The sequence below is a fragment of the Aggregatilinea sp. genome (genome assembly GCF_036822615.1).
Classification (GTDB): domain Bacteria; phylum Chloroflexota; class Anaerolineae; order Aggregatilineales; family Aggregatilineaceae; genus Aggregatilinea.
The window spans coordinates 80,868-105,331 of record NZ_DAISHJ010000004.1; the positions used below are offsets into that span (position 1 = coordinate 80,868).

At 64.0% G+C, this 24,464-nt stretch carries 10 protein-coding genes; 9 read left to right on the forward strand and 1 reads right to left on the reverse strand.

All coding sequences use genetic code 11. From position 1 onward, the window contains the following. The first annotated feature begins 66 nt into the window (after positions 1 to 66). From V7116_RS02860 to V7116_RS02900, 9 genes are all read left to right on the forward strand, one after another. Positions 67 to 1,050 (forward strand): ABC transporter permease, encoded by a 984-nt coding sequence (locus tag V7116_RS02860; RefSeq protein WP_324390223.1) that lies wholly within the window; start codon positions 67 to 69, stop codon positions 1,048 to 1,050. Then, the gene (locus V7116_RS02865; protein ID WP_324390225.1) at positions 1,047 to 2,246 is read left to right on the forward strand and encodes an ABC transporter permease; all 1,200 of its coding nucleotides are present in this window, start codon (positions 1,047 to 1,049) and stop codon (positions 2,244 to 2,246) included. The genes V7116_RS02860 and V7116_RS02865 overlap by 4 nt, the downstream gene beginning before the upstream one ends. A gap of 8 nt (positions 2,247 to 2,254) precedes the next feature. Continuing rightward, the gene (locus V7116_RS02870; RefSeq protein ID WP_324390227.1) at positions 2,255 to 3,274 is read left to right on the forward strand and encodes an ABC transporter ATP-binding protein; all 1,020 of its coding nucleotides are present in this window, start codon (positions 2,255 to 2,257) and stop codon (positions 3,272 to 3,274) included. Next, the gene (locus V7116_RS02875) at positions 3,267 to 4,322 is read left to right on the forward strand and encodes an ABC transporter ATP-binding protein (protein WP_324390229.1); all 1,056 of its coding nucleotides are present in this window, start codon (positions 3,267 to 3,269) and stop codon (positions 4,320 to 4,322) included. The genes V7116_RS02870 and V7116_RS02875 overlap by 8 nt, the downstream gene beginning before the upstream one ends. Before the next feature lies 1 nt (position 4,323). After that, positions 4,324 to 6,237 (forward strand): heparinase II/III domain-containing protein, encoded by a 1,914-nt coding sequence (locus tag V7116_RS02880; RefSeq protein WP_324390231.1) that lies wholly within the window; start codon positions 4,324 to 4,326, stop codon positions 6,235 to 6,237. Positions 6,238 to 6,497: 260 nt separating this feature from the next. Next, positions 6,498 to 7,670, forward strand: a complete 1,173-nt coding sequence (locus V7116_RS02885; protein ID WP_324390233.1) for an oligogalacturonate lyase family protein — start codon at positions 6,498 to 6,500, stop codon at positions 7,668 to 7,670. A 14-nt stretch (positions 7,671 to 7,684) separates the two neighbouring features. Beyond that, positions 7,685 to 8,026, forward strand: a complete 342-nt coding sequence (locus V7116_RS02890) for a cupin domain-containing protein (protein WP_324390235.1) — start codon at positions 7,685 to 7,687, stop codon at positions 8,024 to 8,026. A gap of 238 nt (positions 8,027 to 8,264) precedes the next feature. After that, positions 8,265 to 9,272: a metallophosphoesterase gene (locus V7116_RS02895; protein ID WP_324390237.1), complete on the forward strand. Its 1,008-nt coding sequence runs from the start codon at positions 8,265 to 8,267 to the stop codon at positions 9,270 to 9,272. Positions 9,273 to 9,425: 153 nt separating this feature from the next. Further along, positions 9,426 to 11,141 (forward strand): DUF6798 domain-containing protein, encoded by a 1,716-nt coding sequence (locus tag V7116_RS02900; RefSeq protein WP_324390239.1) that lies wholly within the window; start codon positions 9,426 to 9,428, stop codon positions 11,139 to 11,141. Between the two features lie 334 nt (positions 11,142 to 11,475). Here V7116_RS02900 and V7116_RS02905 read toward each other — a convergent pair whose 3' ends face one another. Continuing rightward, entirely contained in the window at positions 11,476 to 23,886 is a 12,411-nt protein-coding gene (locus V7116_RS02905; RefSeq protein ID WP_324390241.1) for a PKD domain-containing protein, read from the reverse strand. Positions 23,887 to 24,464 lie beyond the last annotated feature (578 nt).

Genomic DNA, 24,464 nt, shown 5'->3' on the forward strand with positions numbered 1-24,464 from the left:
GTCCCGGGCGCTGCTTGGCAGCGCCCGGTTTCTCCATCGCCCGACGACGAAGTAGGAGTTCATCGCATGATTGCATTTATTGTGAGACGGCTGTTGGCAATGATCCCCATGCTGATCGCCATTTCCTTCATCTCGTTTGCGATCATCCAGCTTCCGCCCGGCGACTACCTCTCGACGCTTCAGGCGGTGCAGGGGACCAGCGGCGGCGGGATGTCGAACGAGCAGGCGCAGCTTTTGCGCGAGCGGTATGGGTTGGATGAATCGTTTCTGACGCAGTACTGGAAGTGGGTTAAAGGGTTTCCCAAAGGCGACCTGGGCTATTCGTACGAGTGGACGAGCAGCGTCTGGCCGCTGATCAAGGATCGCATCTGGTACACCCTGTTGTTGGGGGCCTGTTCGATCCTGGTGATGGTGGTGCTCTCGGTGCCCATCGGGATCTATTCCGCGACGCACCAATATTCCGTGGGCGATACGCTGATGTCGATCATCGCCTTTTTGGGCCTGTCAGTGCCGGGGTTCCTGCTTGCGCTGATTTGGCTCTACATTGGCGGCGTGCTGTTAAACCTCGACGTGCTCGGCGCGCAGTCGAAGGAGTACATCAACACCGCGTTTAGCTGGGGCAAAGCGTGGGACTACTTCCTGCACCTGTGGCCCCCGGCGATCATCCTGGGTCTGGCGAGCACCGCGCAGTTGATGCGCATCATGCGCAACGGCATGCTGGACGAGATGAACAAGCAGTACATCACCACCGCGCGGGCCAAGGGCCTCAAGGAACGCAAAGTGATCAACAAGTACGCGGTGCGTTCCGCCCTCAATCCTGTGGTCAGCGTGCTGGCGATGGAAGTGCCGAAAATTATCTCCTCCTCGATCCTGATCGGGGTGGTGATGTCTGTCCCCACCACGGGGCCGCTGTTCCTCCGGTCGCTGCAAAGCCAGGATATGTACGTGGCGGGCGCGTTCCTGCTGATCATGTCGCTGATGCTTCTGGTGTCAAACCTCATCGCTGACTTGCTGCTGGCGTGGCTGGATCCAAGGATTGTGTACACATGATCGATGCAGCGCGTGACCTACCAGATAACGTAATCGATAAGCAGTCCGAGATCCTCCGTGAGCGCTACCGGGGTCTGGCCGAAGGTCAGGCCGGGCGCAGTGCCGAGGTTCTGGGGCTGAGCCAGGACGAAGCCCGCTTTGCCGCGTCGCAGTGGGCGCTCATCTGGCGGCGGTTCCGGCGCAACAAGGCCGCGATCATCGGCGGAGTGATCGTCATCTTTTATTACCTCGTGGCCCTGTTTGGCAATTTCATCGCGCCCTATTCGCTGGAAACACGCTTCACCAAACAGCTTTATCTGCCGCCCCAGCCCATTCACCTGATCGATGACGGCAAGCTGCACCCTTACGTGTATGGCATCGAATCCACCTATGACGAGAATCTGCGGCGTGTTTACGAGCAGACGGACGAAAAGATTTATCTGAAATTCTTTGCGAAGGGCGATTCCTACAGCGTTTTGGGTCTGTTTGAAAGCGACATTCATCTGTTCGTCGCGCCGGGCGGCTTGGTGAGCATTATGGGAACCGACCGCCAGGGCCGCGATATGTTCTCGCGCATCGTCCTCGGCAGCCAGATTTCGCTGACGGTAGGTTTGTTCGGCGTGCTGCTCAGTTTGGTGTTTGGCACGGTGCTGGGTTTGGTGTCGGGTTACTACGGCGGGCTGGTGGACGAAGTGATCCAGCGCCTGATCGAGCTGGTGCGCGCCTTCCCCAACATTCCGCTGTGGATGGCTCTCTCGGCGGCGCTGCCGCCGGGCTGGTCCCAGGTCAAGATGTACTTCGCCATCACGATCATCCTCTCGCTGATCGGGTGGACGTGGCTGGCGCGCCAGTTGCGCGGGCAGGTGCTCACACTGCGCCAGAGCGACTATGTGGTCGCGGCCAAGCTGGCCGGGGCGAGTGACGCGCGCATCATCTTTAAGCACCTGATCCCGGCGACCTTCGGCCAGATCATCGTCGTGGCGACGCTCTCGCTGCCCGCCATGATCCTGGCGGAAACCTCGCTGAGCTTCCTCGGCCTGGGGCTGCGCCCGCCGACGACGAGTTGGGGCGTGCTGCTCCAGGAGTCGCAGAACCTGCAATCGCTGGCGCTGTATCCCTGGGTGTTTGCTCCGGCAGTCGTGATCGTCATCGTCATCCTGGCCTTCAGCTTCCTGGGCGATGGTCTGCGCGATGCCGCCGATCCGTACACGCTGTAGAGGCCGCCATGAATCCTGATCACATTCTCGAAATCGACAACATGCAAGTGACGTTCCGCACGCTGGATGGCCTGGTACGCGGCGTGGACGGGGTGAGCTTTCACGTCCGCCCCGGCGAAACGCTCGGCTTGGTGGGCGAAAGCGGCTGCGGCAAGAGTGTCACCGCGCACAGCATCATGCGCCTGCTGCCCAAACGCACGGCGAAGATCAGCCGGGGCGCGATCCGGTTCCGCCGCCGCAACGGCGATGTGGTCGATTTGACCACCGTCGATCCCGAAGGCAGCCTTATCCGCGCCATTCGCGGCAACGAGATCGCCATGATCTTCCAGGAGCCGATGACCTCGCTCTCGCCGATGCACACCATCGGCGAGCAGATCATCGAAGCCATCACGCTGCACCAGAACGTAAGCGGCAAAGACGCGGAAGATCGCGCCGTCGAGATGCTCGAAGCGGTGCGTATCGGCAACGCGCGCCAGTTCATCCGCTCCTACCCGCACCAGTATTCGGGCGGCATGCGCCAGCGCGCCATGATCGCGATGGCCCTCTCGTGCAACCCCTCGGTGCTGATCGCGGACGAGCCGACCACCGCGCTCGACGTGACCATCCAGGCGCAGATCCTCGACCTGATGCGGCGGCTGCAAGACGAGTTTGAATCGGCCATCATCATGATCACGCACAACCTGGGCGTCATCAACGAAGTGGCTGACCGCGTTGCCGTGATGTACCTCGGCAAGATCGTCGAGGTGGCCGACCGCAGGACGCTGTTCAAACGGCCCGCCCATCCCTACACCGTGGGCCTGATGCAGTCCGTGCCGGAGTTGGGCCGGAAAGATCGCCAGCGCCTCCACCCGATCCCCGGCATGATCCCCGACCCGTTCAACGTGCCTAAGGGGTGCAGTTTTCACCCCCGCTGCCCGGTGGCTAAGCCGTCGTGCAGCAGCATCGATGAAGTGCCGTTGGTTGAAGTGGAGCCGGGACACTTCGTGCGCTGCACCCTGTATTCCGATGGAGTGGCGGGCCATGACTGACCCTAACACGCTGGTTGAACTGCACGATCTGAAGATGCACTTCCCGATCCGGCGCGGCGTGCTCAAGCGCACCGTCGGCTACGTGCGCGCCGTGGACGGCGTGTCGTTTGCCATCCGGCGCGGCGAAACGCTCGGGCTGGTGGGCGAAAGCGGCTGCGGCAAAACGACGTTGGGCCGCTGCGTGGTGCGCGCCTATAAGCCGACGCACGGGCAAATTCTGTACCATTCCGAGGCGAGCGACACGGAGCAGTCCGGCCCGCACGTCACGGGCGAAGCCTCGAACGGGCTGGTGGATTTTGCCCAGTTGAGCAGCCGCGAGCTGAGCAGCTACCGCCACGAGATCCAGATGATCTTTCAGGATCCGTACTCGTCGCTCAATCCGCGCATGACGGTGCTGGACATCGTCAGCGAGCCGCTGGTGATCCACAACCGCTTCAAGGGCGACGCGCTCAAAGCCGAAGTGGGCGATCTGCTGCGGCGGGTCGGCCTGCGCCCCGAATACATGAACCGCTATCCGAACGCCTTCAGCGGCGGCCAGCGGCAGCGGATCGGCATCGCGCGCGCGCTGGCGCTGCGCCCCAAGCTGATCGTCTGCGACGAGCCGGTGTCCGCGCTGGACGTGTCGGTCCAGGCCCAGGTCGTCAACCTCCTGCAAGACTTGCAGTCCGAGTTTGGCCTGACCTACCTGTTCATCGCGCATGACCTGTCGGTCGTGCAGCACATCAGCAGCCGGGTTGCGGTGATGTACCTGGGCCGCGTGGTGGAGCTGGCCGATTCGACCACGCTCTACGACGCGCCGCTGCATCCCTACACCGAGGCGCTGCTGTCTGCCGTGCCGTCCACCGATCCCGACGTCAGCCGCGAGCGCATCATCCTCACCGGCGACGTGCCTAACCCCGCCAACCCGCCGCGCGGCTGCGCGTTCCATCCCCGCTGCCGCTACGCGCAGGCCATCTGCCGCGAAGAGACCCCGCCGTGGGTCACCGTCGGCGATCACGGCGCGGCGTGCCACTTTGCAAAGGAACTCTCACTCACAGGAGTCAATTGACGTGCAGCAGCCAACGAAAGACCAGTTGAAAGCCTGGGTCTCCGCGCCCCGGCCCGTGGAGGATCTGCGCGCGGCGGTCCGGCAGTCCCCGACCACGCCGGTATTCCTGGCCGGGCTGCGCCAGGTGATCCCGGACGTGACCGCCATCCCCACGCTGACCTATACCCTTTACCGTGAGTTCGAGCGCACGGGCGAGCGCCCCAGCTTCGAGACGCCCTACTTCCTCAAGCGCGCCATGTTCACCCGCGCCGTGCTGGAACTGATGCTCGGCGACGACTCGATGCGCGACGCCGTGCACGATCTCGCCTGGAGCATCTGCGAGGAAACCAGTTGGGTCATGCCCGCCCACGAGGAGCAGGGTCCCGCCTTTTGGGAGCTGAACCCGCCCTACGTCCGCACGACGCCGTTTGGCGCGCACACCGCGCTCACCCGCGAGCCGGATTCAATCGATCTGTTCGCGGCGGAGACGGGCGCGTCCCTCGCGGAAGCGGTCTACCTCGTCGGCGATCAGATGGCGCCGGAAGTGCGCCAGCGCATCCGCCAGGAAGTCGAGCGCCGCATCTTTAAGCCCTACCTCGCGCACGGGCGCGATCACTGGTGGTTTAAGGGCGCGCTGAACTGGAACGGCGTGTGCAACGGCTCGATCGGGCTGGCGTTCCTGCGCCTGGAAACCGATCCTGAGACGCTGGCGCAGGCGCTCTCGATGGTGCTGGAAGGCTTCGCGGCCTACGTGGCGACCGGCTTCGAGTCCGACGGCGGCTCGATCGAGGGCGTCGGCTACTGGAATTACGGCCTGATGTATTTCGCCTCCGTCGCGGAGCTTCTGCGCGACATCACCGGCGGCGAGCTGGATATTCTGGCCGGGCCGGAGATGCGCGCCATCGCGGAATACGCGCCGGGCATGGTGCTCGTCCCGCCGAACCGTTTCATCAACTTCGGTGACGCGACGGAAGTGCTGTCCGTCTCGGCGGGCGTCGTCAATCGCCTCGCGGAGCGGACCGGCGTCGAGTCGCTGCGCGGCCTGCTGGCGATGAGCGAAGACGGCAATCTGGCGGAAGCCGAGACGCGCGCCACCGAGCGGGTTGTCGTGCGCCAGAGCGCGAACTATTATTCCAAGCTGGCGATCGACATGCGCGCGATGGCGTGGTGGGACGCCACGCAGCCGGTCCCGTCGCTGGAACTGTCCGATTTCACGCTGCCGGTCTGCGGCGTGGTTAAGATGGTCGGCCAGACGGCGAGCGGCGATCCGGTCGTGTTGGCGATCAAGGCCGGGCACAACGACGGCCACCATAGCCACACCGATGTGGGGTCGTTTATCTATAATGTGGGCGGCGAAAGCCTGATCCCCGACGCCGGGCGCGGCAAATACAGCAAGTTCTATTTCCGCCGCCAGCGCTACGCCAACCCGTTCAATAACTCACTGGGGCACAACGTCCCGCGCATCGCGGGGCAGCTTCAGGCCCCCGGCCCGGAGTTCGGCGGAACGCAGCAGTTTCACGGCGATCTGGTCGAGTACGGCCAGCACGACGCGACCAAGTTCGCCGTGGTCGATTTCCACGCCGCCTACGACGTGCCCGCCCTGACCGGTGCGCGCCGCACGGCGGAACTCGACGCGGCCAGCGGCGTCGTCACCCTGCGCGACGACTTCACCTTCGACGGTGCACCGCTCGAAATCGAAGAGGCCTTCGTGAGCTGGTTCCCGGTCGAAGTAGACGGGACCACCGCGCGCGTGACGGGCGAGGGCGGAGTGGTCGCGCTGGAAGTGCTCGAACCGGCGGGCGTGACGCTGGCCGTCGAGTCGTTCGAAGAGGCCTGCCGCGTCAACGAGTTGGACGGCGTGCTGTCGCGTCTGGCGATCGCCCTGCCGCCGGGCAGCACGTGTTTCACCGTGCGCCTGACGCCGCTCAATGCCTGAGCTTGATTGACCGGACGTTATCTTTGAAATTTGGATACGTAGACAGGGCTAGTTGCATACCCGCCCCTACAAACCCTCATCGAGACGTGTTTGTCTCCAGCCCAGACTGGAGAGAGGGGCCGGGGGTGAGGTCGCACTTGCTTTTGCTTTTGCTAATCGCTACTCGCTAACAACTAACCGCTGTTCGCTCGCTGCTCATGCGCCAGCACCTGGTGATCTGGCGCTTAACCCTTTTTACGAAAGGTACGAAAGAGTCCATCATGGCAGGTTCCGAAATGCGCACGTTCAAGGACGAGCAAACCGGGCGCACCATCACGCAGTTGACCGCGACCGGCAACAACGTCCACCTTTATTTCACCGAGAACTCGTTCGTGCAAGGCCAGAACGCGATCATCTTCTCGTCCGACCGCGATTCCGGTAAGGATCGCGCCCCGCACGAAGACCCGGAATACAGCCTCTACCGCATGGACCTGGACACGGGCGCGGTCGAGCGCCTCACCGACGACATCATGCGCTCCGCCCACGCCGCGACCAAGACGCCCGACGGCACGCTGATCAGCTACACCGCGCTCGATGGCAAGGTCAAAGCGCTGAACCTGGAAACGGGCACGACCACCGTGTTGTATGAGGAAACCGGCCCGTTTGCCATCTCCAGCGTCCCTTCGATTGCCGCCAACCGCCGTTACGTCGCGTTCTGCCGCAACGAGGAAAACGCGTCGCCCATCCACTACCACGGCGCGAACTACGCGGGCTTCAAGGAGCGTTACTACGAGATCAAAGATGGCCGCATCACCGTGGCGATGATCGACGGCTCTGGCGCGTTTGACGTCTTCCGCGACACGCACCAGCTCGGTCATTTCCAGTTCTCGCCCGACGACTCGACCTTCGGCACGTTCTGCCACGAAGGGCCGTGGAACCTCGTCACGCAGCGGATCTGGTATCTCGACTTCATCTCGCGCGAGGCGAAACCGTGTTTCCGTCAGGTGGAGCAGGACTCGATCGGCCACGAGTTCTGGACCCAGGACGGCTACATCTTCTTCGACGATCGCGGCCCCGGCCACGATGGCACGATCACGTCCGACCGTACGCAGGCTGTGGTGACCGACGTGCACGTCAACGAAAACGAGATGATCCCCTTCGTCGGCCTGATGGACCGCAAGGGCAATCTCATCAAGCGCATCGACATGCCGTTCTACTGCAACCATTACCATGCCAACCCGGATAATTCCGTGCTGGTCGGGGACGACGTGGATCAGCTCGTGCTGATCGACATCTCCGGCGAGAAGGCCACGCTCGAACCGCTGGCCTCGCACGGGACCTCGTGGCACACCCAGAGCAGCCACTGCCACCCGACCTGGGACTGGGACGGCAGCCGCATCCTCTACGCCTCCGATAGGGGCGGGCGGGTGCAGTTGTACTTGTTGGAACTTTAGAATAAGGAAATCTCATGACTGTTGTACACGCGCACGAGGTGCAGCCAGAATCGATCGCGCCGCGCCGCACGCGCTATCTGGCCTACACCGACGACCTGATGGTGACCGTCATCGACTTCGACGACGGCCCCGCCGCCGAGCCCGATCCGCCGCACAGCCACCCGCACCGGCAGGTGACCTACGTCGCGGAAGGCGAGCTGCTGTTTTTCATCGACGGCGAGCCGCATCGTCTCGGCCCCGGCGACCTGATCACGATCCCGGCCAACGCGCCGCATACCGTGCAGATTCTAACGGCTCACGCGCGGCTGGTGGATACCTTCACGCCCATCCGCCCGGAGTTTTTGCCGCAGGATTGATCGATTCCTGTTCGGGTTTGTCAGGAAGCAGCGCCGGGGCGACCATTACGATTCGCCTCGGCGTTGTGTTTTGAGTAAAATAGAATTGTCCCTGCCACTTAAATTCATCGAATAAGTCCTCTCAGAACAACTTTTAATGTTCTTCTAACCTTTTGTTGGTATAACCGCGCCCCGGTCTTAACGTGTACTGGTTACAGTGGACTTGGTTTTAGCGGATGTAGGGGAGTGTGGGACTCTCATGGAAATAGCTTCTCAATACGGCGATCTCGTCGGTGCTCAGCCCGCGCCCGCGCTGCCGCTCACGGGCGGGCTGCGGGCGCGAACAAGAGCCTTGAGCGCGCGCATTGAGCGCACCAAAACCTATCGCGGCCTGGACGAAGCGGTCCGGCGCGGCCTTCATATCTCCGATTTTTCGCTGTCGCGCGATCGCTACATCATCTTCAGCGACCTGCATCGCGGCTCTGGCCAGAAGAACGTCGACGACTTTCTGCACAACCGCGACGTCTACTGCCACGCCCTGTCCCACTATCTGGGGCAGGACTACCGCCTCGTGCTGAACGGCGACGTCGAGGAAGGCTGGAAGACGAATTACCGCACGGTGTCGCGGGTCTACGCGGACACGGCGGTCGCCGCCGAGCGTGAGTTCGCGTCGCTGAGCAGCACGCACTACCTGCGCGTTTACGGCAACCACGACGACGCGCTGGCGAATCCGTTGCTGGTCCGGCGCTATCTCGGCCCGGTCTTCGGCGCGATGAGCGTGCATCCCGCCATCGTGTTGGGCGGGCGGATCGTCATTGCGCACGGTCACCAGGGCGATTTTTACTCCGATCGTTACGCGTGGCTGAGCCGCAAAGCCGTTCGTTACGGCTGGCGGCCCATCCAGCGCATCACCGGCCTTGAGCTGAACCACGACGCGGAAAACAGCGCGCGGCTCTCCGCCCGCGACCATCACCTGTCGGCCTGGGCGCGCGATAACGGCCTGCTGCTGATCTGCGGTCACACGCACCGGCCTCACTTCCCAACTCCGGCGTCGGGCGCGGCGCTGCCCTACCTCAACGATGGCGCGTGCGTGCACTCCGACGGCATCACCGGCATCGAGATCGAGGGCGGCGAGATCCGGCTGATCAAGTGGCAGCTTCGCGCGGACGCAGCGCAGCGCTCGGTGCTGCAAAGCTACGATCTTGGGCGCATCCTGCACGCCAACGCGCACCTGCGCGACCGTGCCCGGGCCTGTCACCCGCGTTAATCACCACAGCCGCACCGGGCGGTTGAAATCCAATCGAGCCAGTATTGCCGGGGTGCGCCGGGCGCGCACCTCTGCTTTTCCAGGGATCCCCGCGCACCCATACTGCGCGGGGTGATTTGTCGCGCCGGGTCACCGCACAGATGGGATGTTCTCTTGAAGGCACTCGCTGACGCGCATCACCGCCCCCTCGTCCTTCTATTGTTCCTCGTCTCGGCGGCGCTGTTTCTTGTTTTAGGTGTGCAGGGCATCGAGCACGCCAACCCCAATAATTTCCGCGATCAGGCCGTGCAGATCCCCGTCATCGACTCCTACGCCGATCCGTCCCTGTTCCCCGGCGATTTTCTGCTGGAGGTCCGCGCCAGCTACGTGACGTTGTTTTACCCGGCGCTGGGCTATCTTTCGCGCACGATTCCGCTCGAACCGCTGATGCTGGCGCTCTACGTGCTGGCCTCCGCCGCGACGCTGGCAGGCGTCTGCGCGCTGACCGTGGCGATCTTCCGCGAGCCGCTGGCCGGGATGGTCGCGGCGCTGTTGTGGATGGCCTACTGGCCCAACCCCGGCGGCGACTTCATCCATTCCCCCTTCGTGACGCACACCACCTTCGCCGCTGCGCTTCAGGTGTGGGCGCTGGTCCTGTTTTTCCGGCGGCGGCCCCTGTTGGCGGCGGTCGTATTGGGCGTCGCGGCCAACATCAACGCCATGACGAGCTTTTTTGTCGCGGTGATGTGGGGCATGGCGCTGCTGGCCGATCCGCACCGTTCGCTGAAACAGATTGTGCGCATTTACGCGCTGCTGCTGGTTTTTGCGCTGCCCGTGCTGATCTGGCGGCTGACGCTGCCCTTCACCGAGGCGTCGCTGGACGAGTTCGTGGACATCGTGCGGCTGCGGCTGTGGTATGCGGTCTTCCCGTTTTCGTTTTCGCCGCTGCTGTGGGCCGGGTTCGGCGCGATGCTGCTCCTGTGGCGGCTCTCGTGGCGCGCCGGACGGCCCGCGCAGCACAGGCAGATTTTAGCGATGGTGGGCGGCATCGCGCTGCTGTGCGCGGTCGGCATCGTTTTCGCGGAGATCGTCCCGGTCGAGTTCATCATCGAGCTGCAGCTGGTGCGCAGCACGTGGCTGATCAATTTGCTGATCCTGACCTACGTCGCGCACATGCTCGCCCACCTGCTCGAATCGTCCGACGCCCGGCGGCGCGGCATCGCGTTTGCGCTGCTGCTGGCGTTCGTGCTGCCCCGGCTGGTCATCGAGTTCTTCCCGCCCGGCCAGCCGACACCGTACCCGCTGGTGATCGACCTCGACACGCCCTGGATCGACGCCCACGGCGTGCTGGTCGCCGCGATCCTGGCCGTCGCGTTGGTCGCGCTGCTGGGAGCTGTCTACGTGCTGCGCCGTGAGACGTCCGCCGGAACGTTCGGGTGGTTCGCGGCGGGCCTGATCGGGCTGGCGCTGCCCGCGTTCATCCCCGCGGCGCTGCCCACCGCGCAGCAGCGCACCACAGACGATTGGCGTGCCGCCCTGGTCTGGATCGAGGCCAATACCACGCCGGACGCCTACTTCCTCACCCCGCCGGAGTATGACGGCTTCCGCATGGTGGCCCGGCGCGGTTATGTGGGTGACTGGAAGGACGGCACGGTCGGGATCTTCCACAACGGCTGGGCGATCGAGTGGTACGAGCGCATGCTGGACCTCGGTTTCGACCCCGAGTCGTTCACCTTTGCGCCCATGACCCAGGCGCACCTGTGCGATGCCGCCGCGCGTTACGGCGTCTCGCACGTCGTCGCCGTCCGCGCGTGGGGCATCCGGGGCGATCCCGCCTACGAAAACGGCACCTTCGCCGTGATTCCCGTCCAGGCCCTCACCTGCGGCTGAGCCTGCGCCCTGCCGTATCGCAATCCGCCCCTGCAATCCTGGATCCCCACCTCTCCCCATCGGTGCAATTCACGATTTACTTCCGGCCCGTTTTTTCGCTTGTCTCCCCTCTCCAACTTGATTGGAGAGGGGACGGGAGTGAGGTCTGCCTTTGCCCTTGCTTTTCCCTGTTCCCTGACTCCTGGTCCCCGATCCCTGCCTTTTTGGGGCCGGGGGTGAGGTCTGCTTTTTGCCCTTGCCGTTGTTTTTAACGTCGCTTCAAACAAAAACACGGGAGGGCGGTTGATCCCGTCCTCCCGTGCTGGGTGATTCTCGTGCGGAGCCTGGACCCGGCTTACTGCACCGGGCAGCCCTCGACCGCCTGATAGTCGTCCCGGATCAGGCCGTCGCGGGCCGGATCGATCGGGGTGAGCGGCGCCTGCGGCTTCAGCAGGTCCGTCTGCAGGCCCATCGTGATGTCGGGATCGCCCTCGTCCGGCGTGAGCGGCGGCAGGTGACCCTCGCGGCTGGCGTTTTCTTCCGACGGCGTGATCTCAGGATAGATATCGTCCGCTTCTTCGTACGTCATCTGCGCGCCATCGACGTTCAGATCGACCGGCGCGGCGCTGATGGGCAGCGCGTCCGCCTCGTAGATGTCGGGGTTGCCCGGCAGGTCAGACGTGAACACCAGCGTTTCGGCGTCGCAGCGCCACATCGGCGCGTAGTCGGGAATGTCGTTCCCCGTGAGCTTGCGTGTCTCGCCGCTCGCTACGTCGTAAACGTAGATGTCCAGGTCGCCGTCCAGATCCGACTGGTACGCGATCAGTTGATCGTCCGGCGACCACACCTGGTTGGTGGCGTCCCCGTTCGGATCGGAGATCGGGTGCGGGTTCCTGCCGTCGGCGTCCATCATGTAGATCACGCTGTTGCCGTTGTCACCCGTGTCGCGGTACGACCGGAAGATGATGTGCTGCCCGTCGAACGAGTACTGCGGATCGACGTCGTCGCCGCTGCCATCGCTCAGCAAGGTCAACCGCATGCTGCGCAGATCCAGTTCGTAGAGCTGCCACATGCCGGAGCGGTTGCTCTGGAACACCAGCTTCGCCCCGTCCGGCGACCAGAATGGGTTCAGGTCGCTTTCGGGATCGTCCGTCACGCGATATTCGCGGCCCGTGGTCATGTCGATCAGGTAGATTTCCCAGTTGCCGTCGCGCGTCGTTTCGAACGCCACGTAGTTGTTGGGGCCCCAGATCGGGTCGGTATCGATTGCGATCGCGTTGTATGTCAGCCGCTCGATCTGCGACGCGTCGCCGTCCGAGGGTGCGACGTACAGTTCCCAGTTCCCGTCGCGGTTGCTGGTGAACACCACCCACTCGTTGTTGGGCGAGCGGCTGGGGGCCATGTCTTCGACGTCCTCACCATTTGACAGGTTGACGTTATACGTCTCGCGCGCCTCGGGATCGAACCCGTCTAGGCGGAAGATCTCCCAGTCGCCGGTTTCGTTGGTGTGGTAGATCAGCCAGTCCGGGCACCCGACCTGGCAGGTCGGCACGCTGCTCCACAGCGGCAGGGTGTCCAAACCCTCGCCGTTCTGGACGCCGCCCCAGCCGAAGGTCTGCCCGCTGGCGACAGCGGCGGGCGTTGCGGACAGTTCAGACGTCGGCGTCGGGGTGGGCGTCGTGCCGTCGCCCGTCGATCCGACGTACTGCGTCTGGCACATGGCCGAGGCCGTGCCCGCGATGCTAAACGCGTCGCTGTTGAAGGTGTAGGTCGTGTCGTTGTTGATGTTGCTGATCGTCAGCTTAAGGCTTTCGCCGCTCGCCAGCTCGATCGTGCTGAGCGTGCTAGGGCTGAGGATGAACCCGGTCGTCGGCTTGATGCTGAAGTCGTGCGGCCTGAGCATATCCGCCCCGCTGTTGGTCACGGTGAACGTGACATTCCCGCTGTCGCACATCGCCGCGACGTGCAGGACCGGGTCGGCACAGTCGTGCGTTTCGCTGATCGCGCCCGCGAAGCCGCTGCTGCTGAGCAGGTAGCTCGCGTAGGGGCTGGCCGTGTTCGGCAGGGCCAGCGTGACGCTGTCGCCGCTGTCCAGTTGGAACGGGCTGGCGGGCGACACCTCCGCGTTGATGTTGGTCCCGTTGCGCGTCATCGTGTAGCTCTGCGGCACGAGCATCGGATCGCCGCTGTTGGTGATGGTGAACTCGACCGTCGCGCCGCAGGTGTTGGTGGTGACGCTCAGCGCCGGGTTGCCGCAGTCCTTCGTATCGCTCACCGTGCCCGCGTAGCCCGTGCTGGCGAAGTCATACGCCGCGTACGGATCGCTGGTGGCGGGCAGGCTGAAGGTCTGCGACGCGCCGCTGGCGAGCAGGATGCCGCTCGCTGGCGGTGTGACGTCGGTCGTGCCGTTCTGCATGATGCTGAAGGGCTGCGCGGCGAGCATCGGGCCGCCCGTGTTGGTGATCGTGAACTCGACCGTCGGGCCGCAGGCGTTGTGTGTCACGCCCAGGTGAGGCAGCGTGCAGGACGTATGCGTATAGCTCACATTCGGCAGGCTGCCGCCCGTCGCGCTGAAGTCGTACTGCGCGTACTGGTCGTGCGCGCCGGTGATCGAGATGGTGGTCGACCCGCCCGCGCCCAGCGTGAAGGTGTTGGCCAAGATCGTCTGCGGTGTGCCGCCGCTGCTCACCGTGACGTTCTGCGCGGCGAACATAGCGCCGCCCGTATTGGTCACGGTGAAGGTGATCGGTGAGGCGCACGAGCTGGTGACGTTGATCACCGGGTCGGCGCAGTCGTGCGTTTCGTTGATCGTTCCGGCCAGTCCGGTGCTGCTGAACGCGTACGCCGCGTAGGGGCTTTCCGTGGCCGGCACGCTGAATGTCTGCGAGGTTCCGGCAGTAAGCTGGAACGGGCTGGCAGGCGTGATGCTGCCGGTGATGTCTGTGCCGTCGCGGGTGACCGTGAACGCCTGCGAGAGCAGCATGTCACCCGCGCCCGCCGCGTTGCTCACCGTGAAGGACACCGTCGCGCCGCACGTATTGGTTGTGATGCTCAGCGACGGCTCGGCGCAGTCGTGCGTTTCGCTGATCGTACCCGCGAAGCCGCTGCTGCTGAACGCATACGCCGCGTAGGGGCTTTCCGTCGTCGGCACGCTGAACGTCTGCGAGGTTCCGGCATCAAGCTGGAAAGTGCTGCCCGGCGTGATGGTCCCGGTGATGTCTGTGCCGTCGCGGGTGACCGTGAACGTCTGCGAGAGCAGCATGTCGCCCGCGCCCGCCGCGTTGCTCACGGTGAAGGTGACCGCCGCGCCGCACGTATTGGTCGCCACGCTCAGGGCCGGTGCGGGGCAGGCCGTATGCGTGTAACTCACGTCCGGCAGGTGATCGCCCGTCGCGCTGAAGTCGTACTGCGCGTACGGATCGTGCGTCCCCGTGACCGAAACGGTGGTCGACGCGCCCGCGCCCAGCGTGAAGCTGGAGACGGAGGCCGGGACGCTGCTGCCGCCGCTGGTCACAGCGACCGTCTGCGCGGCGAACATCTGCCCGCCGGTGTTGGTGACGGTGAACGTGACCGGGTAGGCGCACGAGCTGGTGACCTGGATCACCGGGTCGGCGCAGTCGCGCGATTCGGTGACAGTCGCCAGATGGCCGCCGCTGGCCGTGAAGGTGTAGGGCAGGTAGGGGTTCGGATCGCCCGTCACCGCGATGGTGGTCGAGCCGCCCGCGCCCAGCGTGAAGTCCGTCGCGCTGAGCGGCATGGCTGTCGTGCCCTGCATGATGCTGGCGTTCTGCGGGATCAGCATCGCGCCGCCCGTGTTGGTGATGGTGGCCGTGACCGTCGCGCCGCACGTGAAGCTGACGTTGATCGCCGGGTTGGCGCAGTCGTGCGTTTCGCTGATCGTGCCCGCGAAGCCGCCGCTGCTGAACACGTACGCGTCGTACGGATTCGCCGTGGTCGGCACGCTGAACGTCTGCGAGGTTCCCGCCGCCAGCATGAACGGGCTTGTAGGTGTGATGCTGCTGGTGATGTCCGTGCCGTTCTGCGTGACGGTGAACGCCTGCGAGAGCAGCATGTCACCCGCGCCCGCCGCGTTGTTCACGGTGAAGGTCACCGCCGCGCCGCAGGTATTGGTCACGATGCTCAACGCCGGGTCGGCGCAGTCGCGCGTCCGGGTGATGGTCGCCAGACTGCCGCCGCTGGCCGTGAAGGTGTAGGGCAGGTACGGGTTCGGGCTGCCCGTCACCGAGATGGTCGTGCTTTCGTTGTGCGCCAGTTGGAACGTGCTGGCGCTGAGCGGCATGGCCGTTGCGCCCTGCATGATGCTCACGTTCTGCGGCGTCTGCATGTCGCTGCCGGTGTTGGTGATCGTCGCCTCGACCGTCGCACCGCAGGTGAAGGTCACGTCAATCGCCGGGCTGCCGCAGTCGTGCGTTTCGCTGATCGTGCCCGCGAAATCGCTGCTGCTGAAGACGTACGTCGCGTACGGGCTTTCCGTGGTCGGCACGCTGAACGTCTGCGAGGTGCCCGCCGCCAGTGTGAACGGGCTGGTGGGCGTGATGCTGGCGGTGATGTCCGTGCCGTTCTGCGTGACGGTGAACGCCTGCGAGATCAGCATGTCGCCCGCGCCAGCCGCGTTGCTCACGGTGAACGTCACCGCCGCGCCGCAGGTGTTGGTCACGATGCTCAGCGACGGGTTGGCGCAGTCGTGCGTCTCGCTGATCGTGCCCGCATAACCGCCGCTGCTGAACACGTACGCCGCGTACGGGTCATAAGTGCCCGGCACGCTGAACGTCTGCGAGATTCCGGCGCCCAACAGGAGCGGGCTGGCCGGTGTGATGCTGTCGGTGATGTCCGTGCCGTCCTGTGTGACGGTGAACGCCTGCCCGGTCAGCATGTCGCCCGTGCCCGTGTTTCTCACGGTGAAGGTCACCGTCGCGCCGCACGTGTTGGTTTCGATTTCCAGGGTTGGCGTGGGGCAGGGTGTATGCGTATAGGTTGCGTCCGGCAGGTGGCCGCCCGTCGCGCTGAAGTCGTACTGCGCATATGGATCGTGTGTGCCCGACACGACGATGTTGGTGTTCGCGCCCGCGCCAAGCATGTACGAGGCCGGGCTGACGGTCACGCCGCTGCCGCCGCTGGTGACTGTGACGTTCTGCGCGATGAGCATCGCGCCGCCGGTGTTGCTTACCGTGAACGTGATCGGGTAGGCGCACGAGCTGGTGACCTGGATCACCGGTTCGGCGCAGTCGCGCGAGGCGTTCAGCGGCGCGACGAAGCCGCCGCTCGATGCGAATGTGTAGGCCAGATAGGGGTCGGGATCGCCCGTCACGGAGACGGTCGCCGTGCCGCCCGCGCCGATCAGGATCGTGCTCTGGCTGATCGGCATGGCCGTCGCGCCCTGCATGATGCTCACGTCCTGCGGGATCAGCATCGCGCCGCCGGAGTTGGTGATCGTCGCCGTGACCGCCGCGCCGCACGTGAAGTCCACACTCAGCACGGGTTCGGCGCAGTCATGGGTCCGGTTGAGTGTCGCCGCGAAGCCGCCGCTGCTGAAGACGAACGTATCGTACGGGTTGGCCGTCGTCGGCACGCTGAACGTCTGTGACGTTCCGGCAGCGAGTTGGAACGGGCTGGTCGGCGTGACGCTTGCGGTGATGTCCGTGCCGTTCTGCGTCACGGTGAACGCCTGCGAGAGCAGCATAGCGCCCGCGCCTGCCGCGTTCGTCACGGTGAAGGTTACCGCCGCGCCGCACGTATTCGTAGTGACGCTCAGTACCGGGTCGGGGCAGTTCCGCGTCCGGGTGATAGTCGTCAGGCTGCCGCCGCTGGCGCTGAAAGTATACGGCAGATACGGGTTCGGACTGCCTGTCACCGCAATCGTGATGCTCTGGTTGTGCAGCAGCGTGAAGCTGCTCGCGTCGAGCGGCATGAATGTCGTGCCCTGCATGATGGTCACGTTCTGGGGCAGGTACATGTCCCCGCCGGTGTTCGTGATCGTCGCCGTGACCGTCGCGCCGCATGTGAACGTCACATCGATCACCGGGTCGGTGCAGTCGTGTGTGCTGGTCACCGTGCCTGCGAAGCCGTTCGTGTTGAACAGGTACGTCGCGTAAGGTGAGGATGCGGCGGGTACGGTGAACGTCTGCGACGCTCCGGCGGCCAGCGTGAACGGGCTGGTGGGCGTCATTGTGGCGGTGATGTTTGTGCCGTTCCGCGTCACCGTGAATGCCTGCGAGATGAGCATGCTGCCCGCGCCCGCCGCGTTGGTGACCGTGAAGGACACCGTCGCGCCGCACGCATTGGTCACGATGCTCAGCGACGGGTTAGGACAGTCGTGCGTCTCGCTGATTGTGCCCGCGAAGCCGCTGCTGTTGAACACGTATGCCGCGTAGGGGTTGGAGGTGCTGGGCACGTTGAACGTCCGCGACGTCCCGGCAGCCAGCGTGAACGGGCTGGTGGGCGTCATGCTGCTGGTGATGTTTGTGCCGTCCCGCGTGACGGTGAACGCCTGTCCCGTGAGCATATTGCCCGCGCCTGCCGCGTTGCTCACCGTGAAGGATACCGTCGCGCCGCACGTGTTCGTCACGATGCTCAGGTTGGGCATGGGGCACGGCGTATGCGTAAAGCTCGCGTCAGGCAAGAAGCCGCCCGTCGCGCTGAAGTCGTACTGCGCGTACGGATCGTGTATGCCCGACACGGCGATCGACGTCGAAGCGCCCGCCGCCAGTGTGAACGAGGTCGGGTTGGTCGTGACGGCGCTGCCGCCGCTGCTCACGGAGACGGTCTGCGCGGCGAACATCTGCCCGCCCGTGTTGCGCACCGTGAACGCGACTGGATAGGCGCACGTGCTGGTGACTTCGATCACCGGGTCCGCGCAGTCGCGCGATTCGGTGACGGTCGCCAGGTGGCCGCCGCTGGCCTCGAAATCGTACGCCAGGTAGGGGTTCGGGCTGCCGGTCACCGAGATCGTGGTCGTGCCGCCTGCGCCTAACTGGAACGTGCTGGCGCTGAGCGGCATAGACGTCGCGCCCTGCATGATGCTCACGTTTTGCGGCAGATACATCGCGCCGCCGCTGTTGGTGATGGTCGCGGTAACCGTCGCGCCGCACGTGAACGTCACGTTGATGACCGGGTCCGCGCAGTCGCGCGTGTAGGTCGTGTTGGGAAGCGCGCCGCCGCTGCCAGTGAAGACGTATTCCGCGTACGGATCGAGGTCAGGATCCGTCACCGTAACCGTGGTGGACGCGCCCGCCGCCAGTTGGATGGTCGGCGTATCCACCGTGAGCGGCACGCCGCCCTGCGTGACGGAAACGGACTGCGCTTCCAGCATCGAGCCGCCGTTGTTGGTCACGGTGAACGCGACCGTTGCGCCGCACGTGCTGTTGACCGTCAGTGCGGGCGCGCAGGCGCGCGTGCCGGTTGCGCTTCCGGCCAGCCCGCTCGTGCTGAAGATATACGACATGTACTGCTCGGCGGTCGTGCCAAGCGGAAGGTTGACCGTGGTGGACGCGCCCGCCGCGAGTTGGAACGAGCCTGAACTGAACGCGGCCCCGTCGCGCGTGACGCTGTAGTCCTGCGGCAGTACCATATCGCCCGCGCCCGCCGCGTTGGTGATCGTGAAGATCACGCTGCTCGCGCCGCAGGTATTGTTCGTCACGCTCAGGCTGGGGTTGGCGCAGTCGCGCGCGTCGCTGATCGTGCCCGCGTACCCGCTGCTGCTGAACGCGTAGGCCGCGTAGGGGTCGCTGCTTGCGGGCAGCGTGATGGTCGTGGTGGCGTGTGCGGCCAGTGTGAACGAGCCGGAAGCGACCGTGCTGCTGCCGCTCGTGACGGTGTAGTTCTGCGCCTCCACCATCGGGTTATCGCTGGTGTTTTCGACCGTGAACGACACCGTGGCGCTGCTGCAATCGCTGTGCGTGACCGCCAGCGTCGGCTGGGCGTTGCACGTATGCGAGACGGTGAAGCTGCCCACGTCGCCGCTGCTGTTGAACGTATACGGGCCGTACGGGTTCGGGATCGTGACGATCACGTCCGCCCCGCCGCGTGCGATCTCGAAATTGCCGGACGCCACCACCGCGCTCGTACTGTCGGTGACCGTGTAGCTCTGCGGCGCGATCATCGGGCCGACTTCAGGATCGACCCGGTTGCTGACCGTGAAGGTGACGTGGTCGGCCACGCAGCTCCCCGCCACGCTGATGTCCGGCGGGTATTCGCAGGTGGTCGTCGTGGTGCCGGTTAGCGTGTGGTCCATGGCGATGATCGTCACCGGCCCGGACATATTCGGCACGCTGATGGTCGTGCTCTGGCCGTTGTTGAGCTTCAGTGTCCCGACGTACACCACTGCGTTGAAGCGGTCCAGGACGCGGATCTCGTCTGCGGCGGGCATGCTGTCGCCCGTGTTACTGATCGTGAAACTGGCGATGCGCGTCGCGGAGCAGGTGGCCGAGACGTTGAGCACCGGGTTCGCAGTGGGACCTGTCGTCACCACCAGCGGGCGGCTGACTTCGCCCGTTTCGGATCCCTGCTGGATGCCCATGCGGATCACGTAGTTGCCGGACACCTGGAAGTTGTGGCAGATCGTGATCGTCGCGCCCGCGCCGTCGATGTGCGTGCCGTCGCCGAAGTCCCAGTACGCGATGTTGACGCCGCTGGGCAGGGTTGCCTGGAAGCAGTATTCGCCGTTGCCCTTGGGCGTGATGCTGAAGGACGACTGGCTTTCGAGCAGGCTGTAGGTGTGGATGGTATTGGTTGCCGAAGCGGTCAGCGTCGAGTTTTTGACCACCAGCGTAACCGGGTAGCCCTGGCCGCCGGTGGTGTAGGTATGGCAGATCGAGCCGGGCTTGTTGCTCTTGGTATAGGTCAGGTGAGGCGAGCCGTCGCCGAAGTCCCATTCCCACGACGTGATCGTGCTGCCCACGCTCTCGTCGGTAAAGCACACTTCCAGCGGGGCCATGCCGCCGTACTGCGACGGCGTGAACGCGGCGCGGATGGCGTCGTTGGAGATCAGGTCGAACTGGACATCGGCGCTCGTTGTGCCCAGCGGCCCCTGGCCCGTGACGACGGCCCGGTACGTGCCCGCATTGGCGAAGTAGTAGCTCACGTTCTGGCCGGTGCGCGTGCCGATTACCGTTGCGCCGTCGTAGAACGTCCACTGGTACGTGCCGGGCGTGATGTTGACGCCCACCGCCGAGAAGGTTATGTTGGCCGGAGCGACGGTCTGGTTCGACTTGTTGATAGCGATGCTTTGCAGCCCGTATACCTTGAAGGTATAGGTCTTGCTGGCGCTCAGCGTGTTTTGCGTCCCGGTCAGCTTGACGGCGTACCCGCTGCTGTTGGGGTTGTTGTACGTGAAGCAGGGCAGGGTCTTGCCGCTGTAGATCTGGACGCCCAGGCTGTTCTGATCCGTGCCCAGATCCCATTCGTAGGTCATGTCATCGATCGTGCCGTGGCTCGTGTCCGAGATGTTCGTCAGGCAGATTTCCTGATTGATCGGCACGGCGTTCGCATCGACCGTATAGCTGTAATCGACCGTGATCGCGCCCACGACCAGCGCGTGTGTCAGTTGGCAGCTTGACGGAACGGCGGTCCCGCTCGGATCGACCACATCCACCACCAGCGTGTACGGGCCGATCGGTGCCATGCTCGCGCCGTTGAACGTGGCCTGGATCAGTCCGTCGGTTGTGATGCCGGGCGTGGTTTGCAGGACGTTGGTCGTCCCGGTCCAGCCGTCAGGCACCAGCGACCACGTATAGGTCAGCGGGATGTTGGTGTAGTTATCGACGTGGATGCCATAGGTATAGTCGGTGGAAGCCGATTCCGGCGTGAAGTCTGCGGTGTCCCAGAAGTTCCCCTGGTCGCCGCACATGAACGATTCGCCGGGCGTCGCCACGGTGATCGTCTTGCTCGCGGGCGCGCAGGTCTGGTCCGGCTGCGTCACCGTGACCGAATAGCGCAGGATGTACGTCATGCCCGCGTCCAGGTCGGTGAAAACGCGGTCGAACGTGCCGCCGTGGCCCGTCTCCAGCACGGTCGTGCCGGTGGCGTCGAGCAGTTCCCAGGTGTAATCCGTGATCGTGCGGCCATACTGGTTGGAGATCACGGGCTGATAGCTAACGTTGTCCCCGATGACCGGGTCGCTGTCACCCTGCGGCGTGTCGCATTGCAGCATCGGCACTTGCACGTTCAGGTTTTGCTGCGGCACGACATTGCAGCTTGTGATCTCGCCGCTGGTGGTTGTCGCGTTGAAGCTGACGGTGTGCGCGCCGGTTTCGTTCCATGCCCAGTCCAGCGTGATGCTGTCGCCGGTTTCTCCCGCCTGCGTGATCCCGTCGACCACCCATGCGTAGGTGACCCCACGGCTCGCCAGCCCGTTGACGTTCGCCGTATAGGTGTAGCTGCGGCTGGGATTATCGGGAAGCTGCGGGATCGGGCTCGGTTCGCCGGAGATCGAGCACGTCAGGATCGGCCAATCGATCGTGACGGGCTGCGAAGCGGAGCAGGTTCCTTCCGGCGTGGCGGTGACGGTGTAACTGATGGTTTCAGTTCCCTCCGCCGTCCATGAGCGCGAGAGGCTGCTGCCCGTTTCGCCGGACTGCAAGACGCCGTCCACGTACCACGCATAGACCGGCGTGCGGTCCTGCAGGTTGCTGACGTTGGCCGTATAAACCGCCGCTTCGCCGTTAGGCGCGGGGGCCGGGTCGCCGCTCAGGCTGCATCCCAGCGCGGCATACGCCACCACGACCTGTTCGCTATGCGTGCAGTCCGCGCCGTCATCGGTCAGCGCGTTGAACGTCAGCGTATAGCCGTCTGCGTCGCTGGCAGTGCTCCACAACTGCGAAAGGTCTTTCGTCGTGGCGACTTCCACGCCATCGACCAGCCACTGGTAGGTGACGTCACGGCCCGCGAGATTGGTGATGGCGCTGGTATAACCGATGGTTTGCCCGGGATAGGTGTTCAGGCTGCCGGAGAAGGTACACGTAATCGGCAGCACGTTGACGGTGATGATTTCCTGCGCGCTGGAATTACCGCCCGGTCCGGTGACGGTCAGCGTGACGGTATAGGTTCCCGGTCCGGGGAACTCGTAGCTGGGGTTTTGCTGCGTGCTGGTGGCCCCATTGCCGAAGTCCCACAGCCAGTCCGTGATGATACCCGTGCTCGTGTCGGTGAAATCGATCGGCCCGTCGCCCCAGGTGATCGTGGAGGCGCTGGACGCAAAACTCGCCACCGGCCCCGCGATCACGGTTGCCGTTTTGATGGCCTGCGAGGTGACCGCCGGGGTCACGCCCTGAATCGACAGTACGACCGTATAGTTGTCCTGGGTCGTCGTCGCGTAGACGTGGCAGACGACGCTGCTGTTATCGCTCACCGGGGCGGAGCCGTCGCCAAAGTCCCATACGCTCTGCGTGACGACGCCTGTGCTGGTGTTGGTGAAACAGATTTCCACCCCGCCCGCAACGTTGCCGTTGGAAACGTACGTGAAGTCCGCTGCGACGGTGCCGCCCGGCTCGTCGACGTATACCTGGTGGGCTTCCGTGCCGGAGCCGTTTTCGCCCACGTAATCCATCGAGATCCAGTACGTGCCCTTGGCGTTATACGTGTGGCTGTGCGGCCCCTGCCCGCTGACGGTGGGGCTGCCATCGCCGAAATCCCACGTCCACGTCACGACCGGGCCGGAGCCTGCGCGCAGCAGTCCTTCGACCGAAACGGTAAACGGCACTTCGCCGATGCTGGACGGGCTGACGGTGAAATAGGCGTCCGGCGGGACCTGAAGCACCTCGATCTCGTGCCACGCCGTGCTGCTCAGGTGGTTGACCGTGTCGGTGATGGTCAGCGAAATGCTGTACGTGCCGGGGGTGGTCAGCGTGAAGGACGGCTCGAACGCACTGCTGGTGTAGTTTTCCGGTCCGGTGACGGTCCAGCTGTAGGTGAGGTTCTCGCCGACGCTGCTGTTCGTCGTCTGCACGATCAGAGGCGTGATGCCGTAATCGTTATCGACCGTGAAGCTGGCGACCGGGATGATCGTGATGCCGGTCATAACCGTGCCGGTCACGGTGAGGTTGCTCCCGGTATCGGTGGGCACGCACGTCAGTATGATGTTGTACGTGCCGTCGGTGGCGTAGGTATGGTCGATCGTTGCGCCCAGGGCGGTGGTGGTGTCACCGAAGTCCCATTCGTAATGATCGATGTTGGTTCCCGTCGCGGAGAACGTGAACGTATACGGATCGATCGGGGCGACGGTGTCGGCGGTGATGCCCATCGAGCACGACACCGCGGCGCTGGCGTCCATCGCGCCGAACAGCATCATTTCAGGTTCTTCCGTTGCCAGCGGCTCGGGGGCCGCTTCGGTGCTCAGGGGTTCTTCCGTCGGCACGTCCGTGCTCAACGATTCCGCCGGGTCGGTAGCCAATGCGGTCGGCAGGGCGGTGGGTTCTTCCGTGCCGAGCGGCGTTGCCGTTTCAGTGGCTTCTGGGCTTGGTGATACCGACGGTTCGGCGGTCGCGGCCTGCGTTGGCGCGGGTTGTGTGGCTTCGGGAGCGGGGGCAGGCGTGTCGGTTGTCGGTTCTGCCGTCGGCTCCGTGGGCGGCGGATCGGTGGGATCGGTCGCCGTGGGGTCCGCTGCGGTCGGATCGCTTGTCGGAGCAGGCTCCGTTGGCGCGGCGGTAGACTGCGCCACCTGCGCGGCAGGATCGGGCGCCGCTGCCTGCTCTGGTTCGGCAGGGCTGTCTGAGACGGTGTTTTCACGCGATGCAGCGCTGGCCGATGCCACACTGCGATACGTGATCAATGGCGAAAAGGTGGTGACGCTTAGGGTGATGATAGTGAGTAACGATAGGAATGAGTGCTTGAACGATCTATGAGACATGTTTCCCCGCTTGTTCTGTTAGAAGCATCCGGATCAGCCTCGCTGCATACCCATGTTAAAGATACAAGGACTGAATCAAAGTCCAATTAATGGATCTAAAGATAGTGTATTAAAGATAAACGTCTGGCTTATGAGTTCGATGATGAATTAGAATCCGGATGGGCTTGTACATCGCCACTTAAAATTTGACGACAGTACAAGAAGTCAAGTTTACACCAAATTCAAGCACTTTGAAGAGGGGAGGCAATTAGTGTCATTATGGCTGAATATTTTTTTATGTACTATCAGTCAAATTACTGGGATATGGAGATTGTTTCATCATGGGCCTGGACGGTCCAACTTTACGCTTTTGGGGACGCCTTAATCGTGGAATGAACAGGAAATGACGTGCTCGTGGCGGGGGATTTTACCTGGATTTAAGCCACACCAAACAATTTCCTAACAAATTCTATTAGTTATTTTATCTCTTACTGATCCTCGTA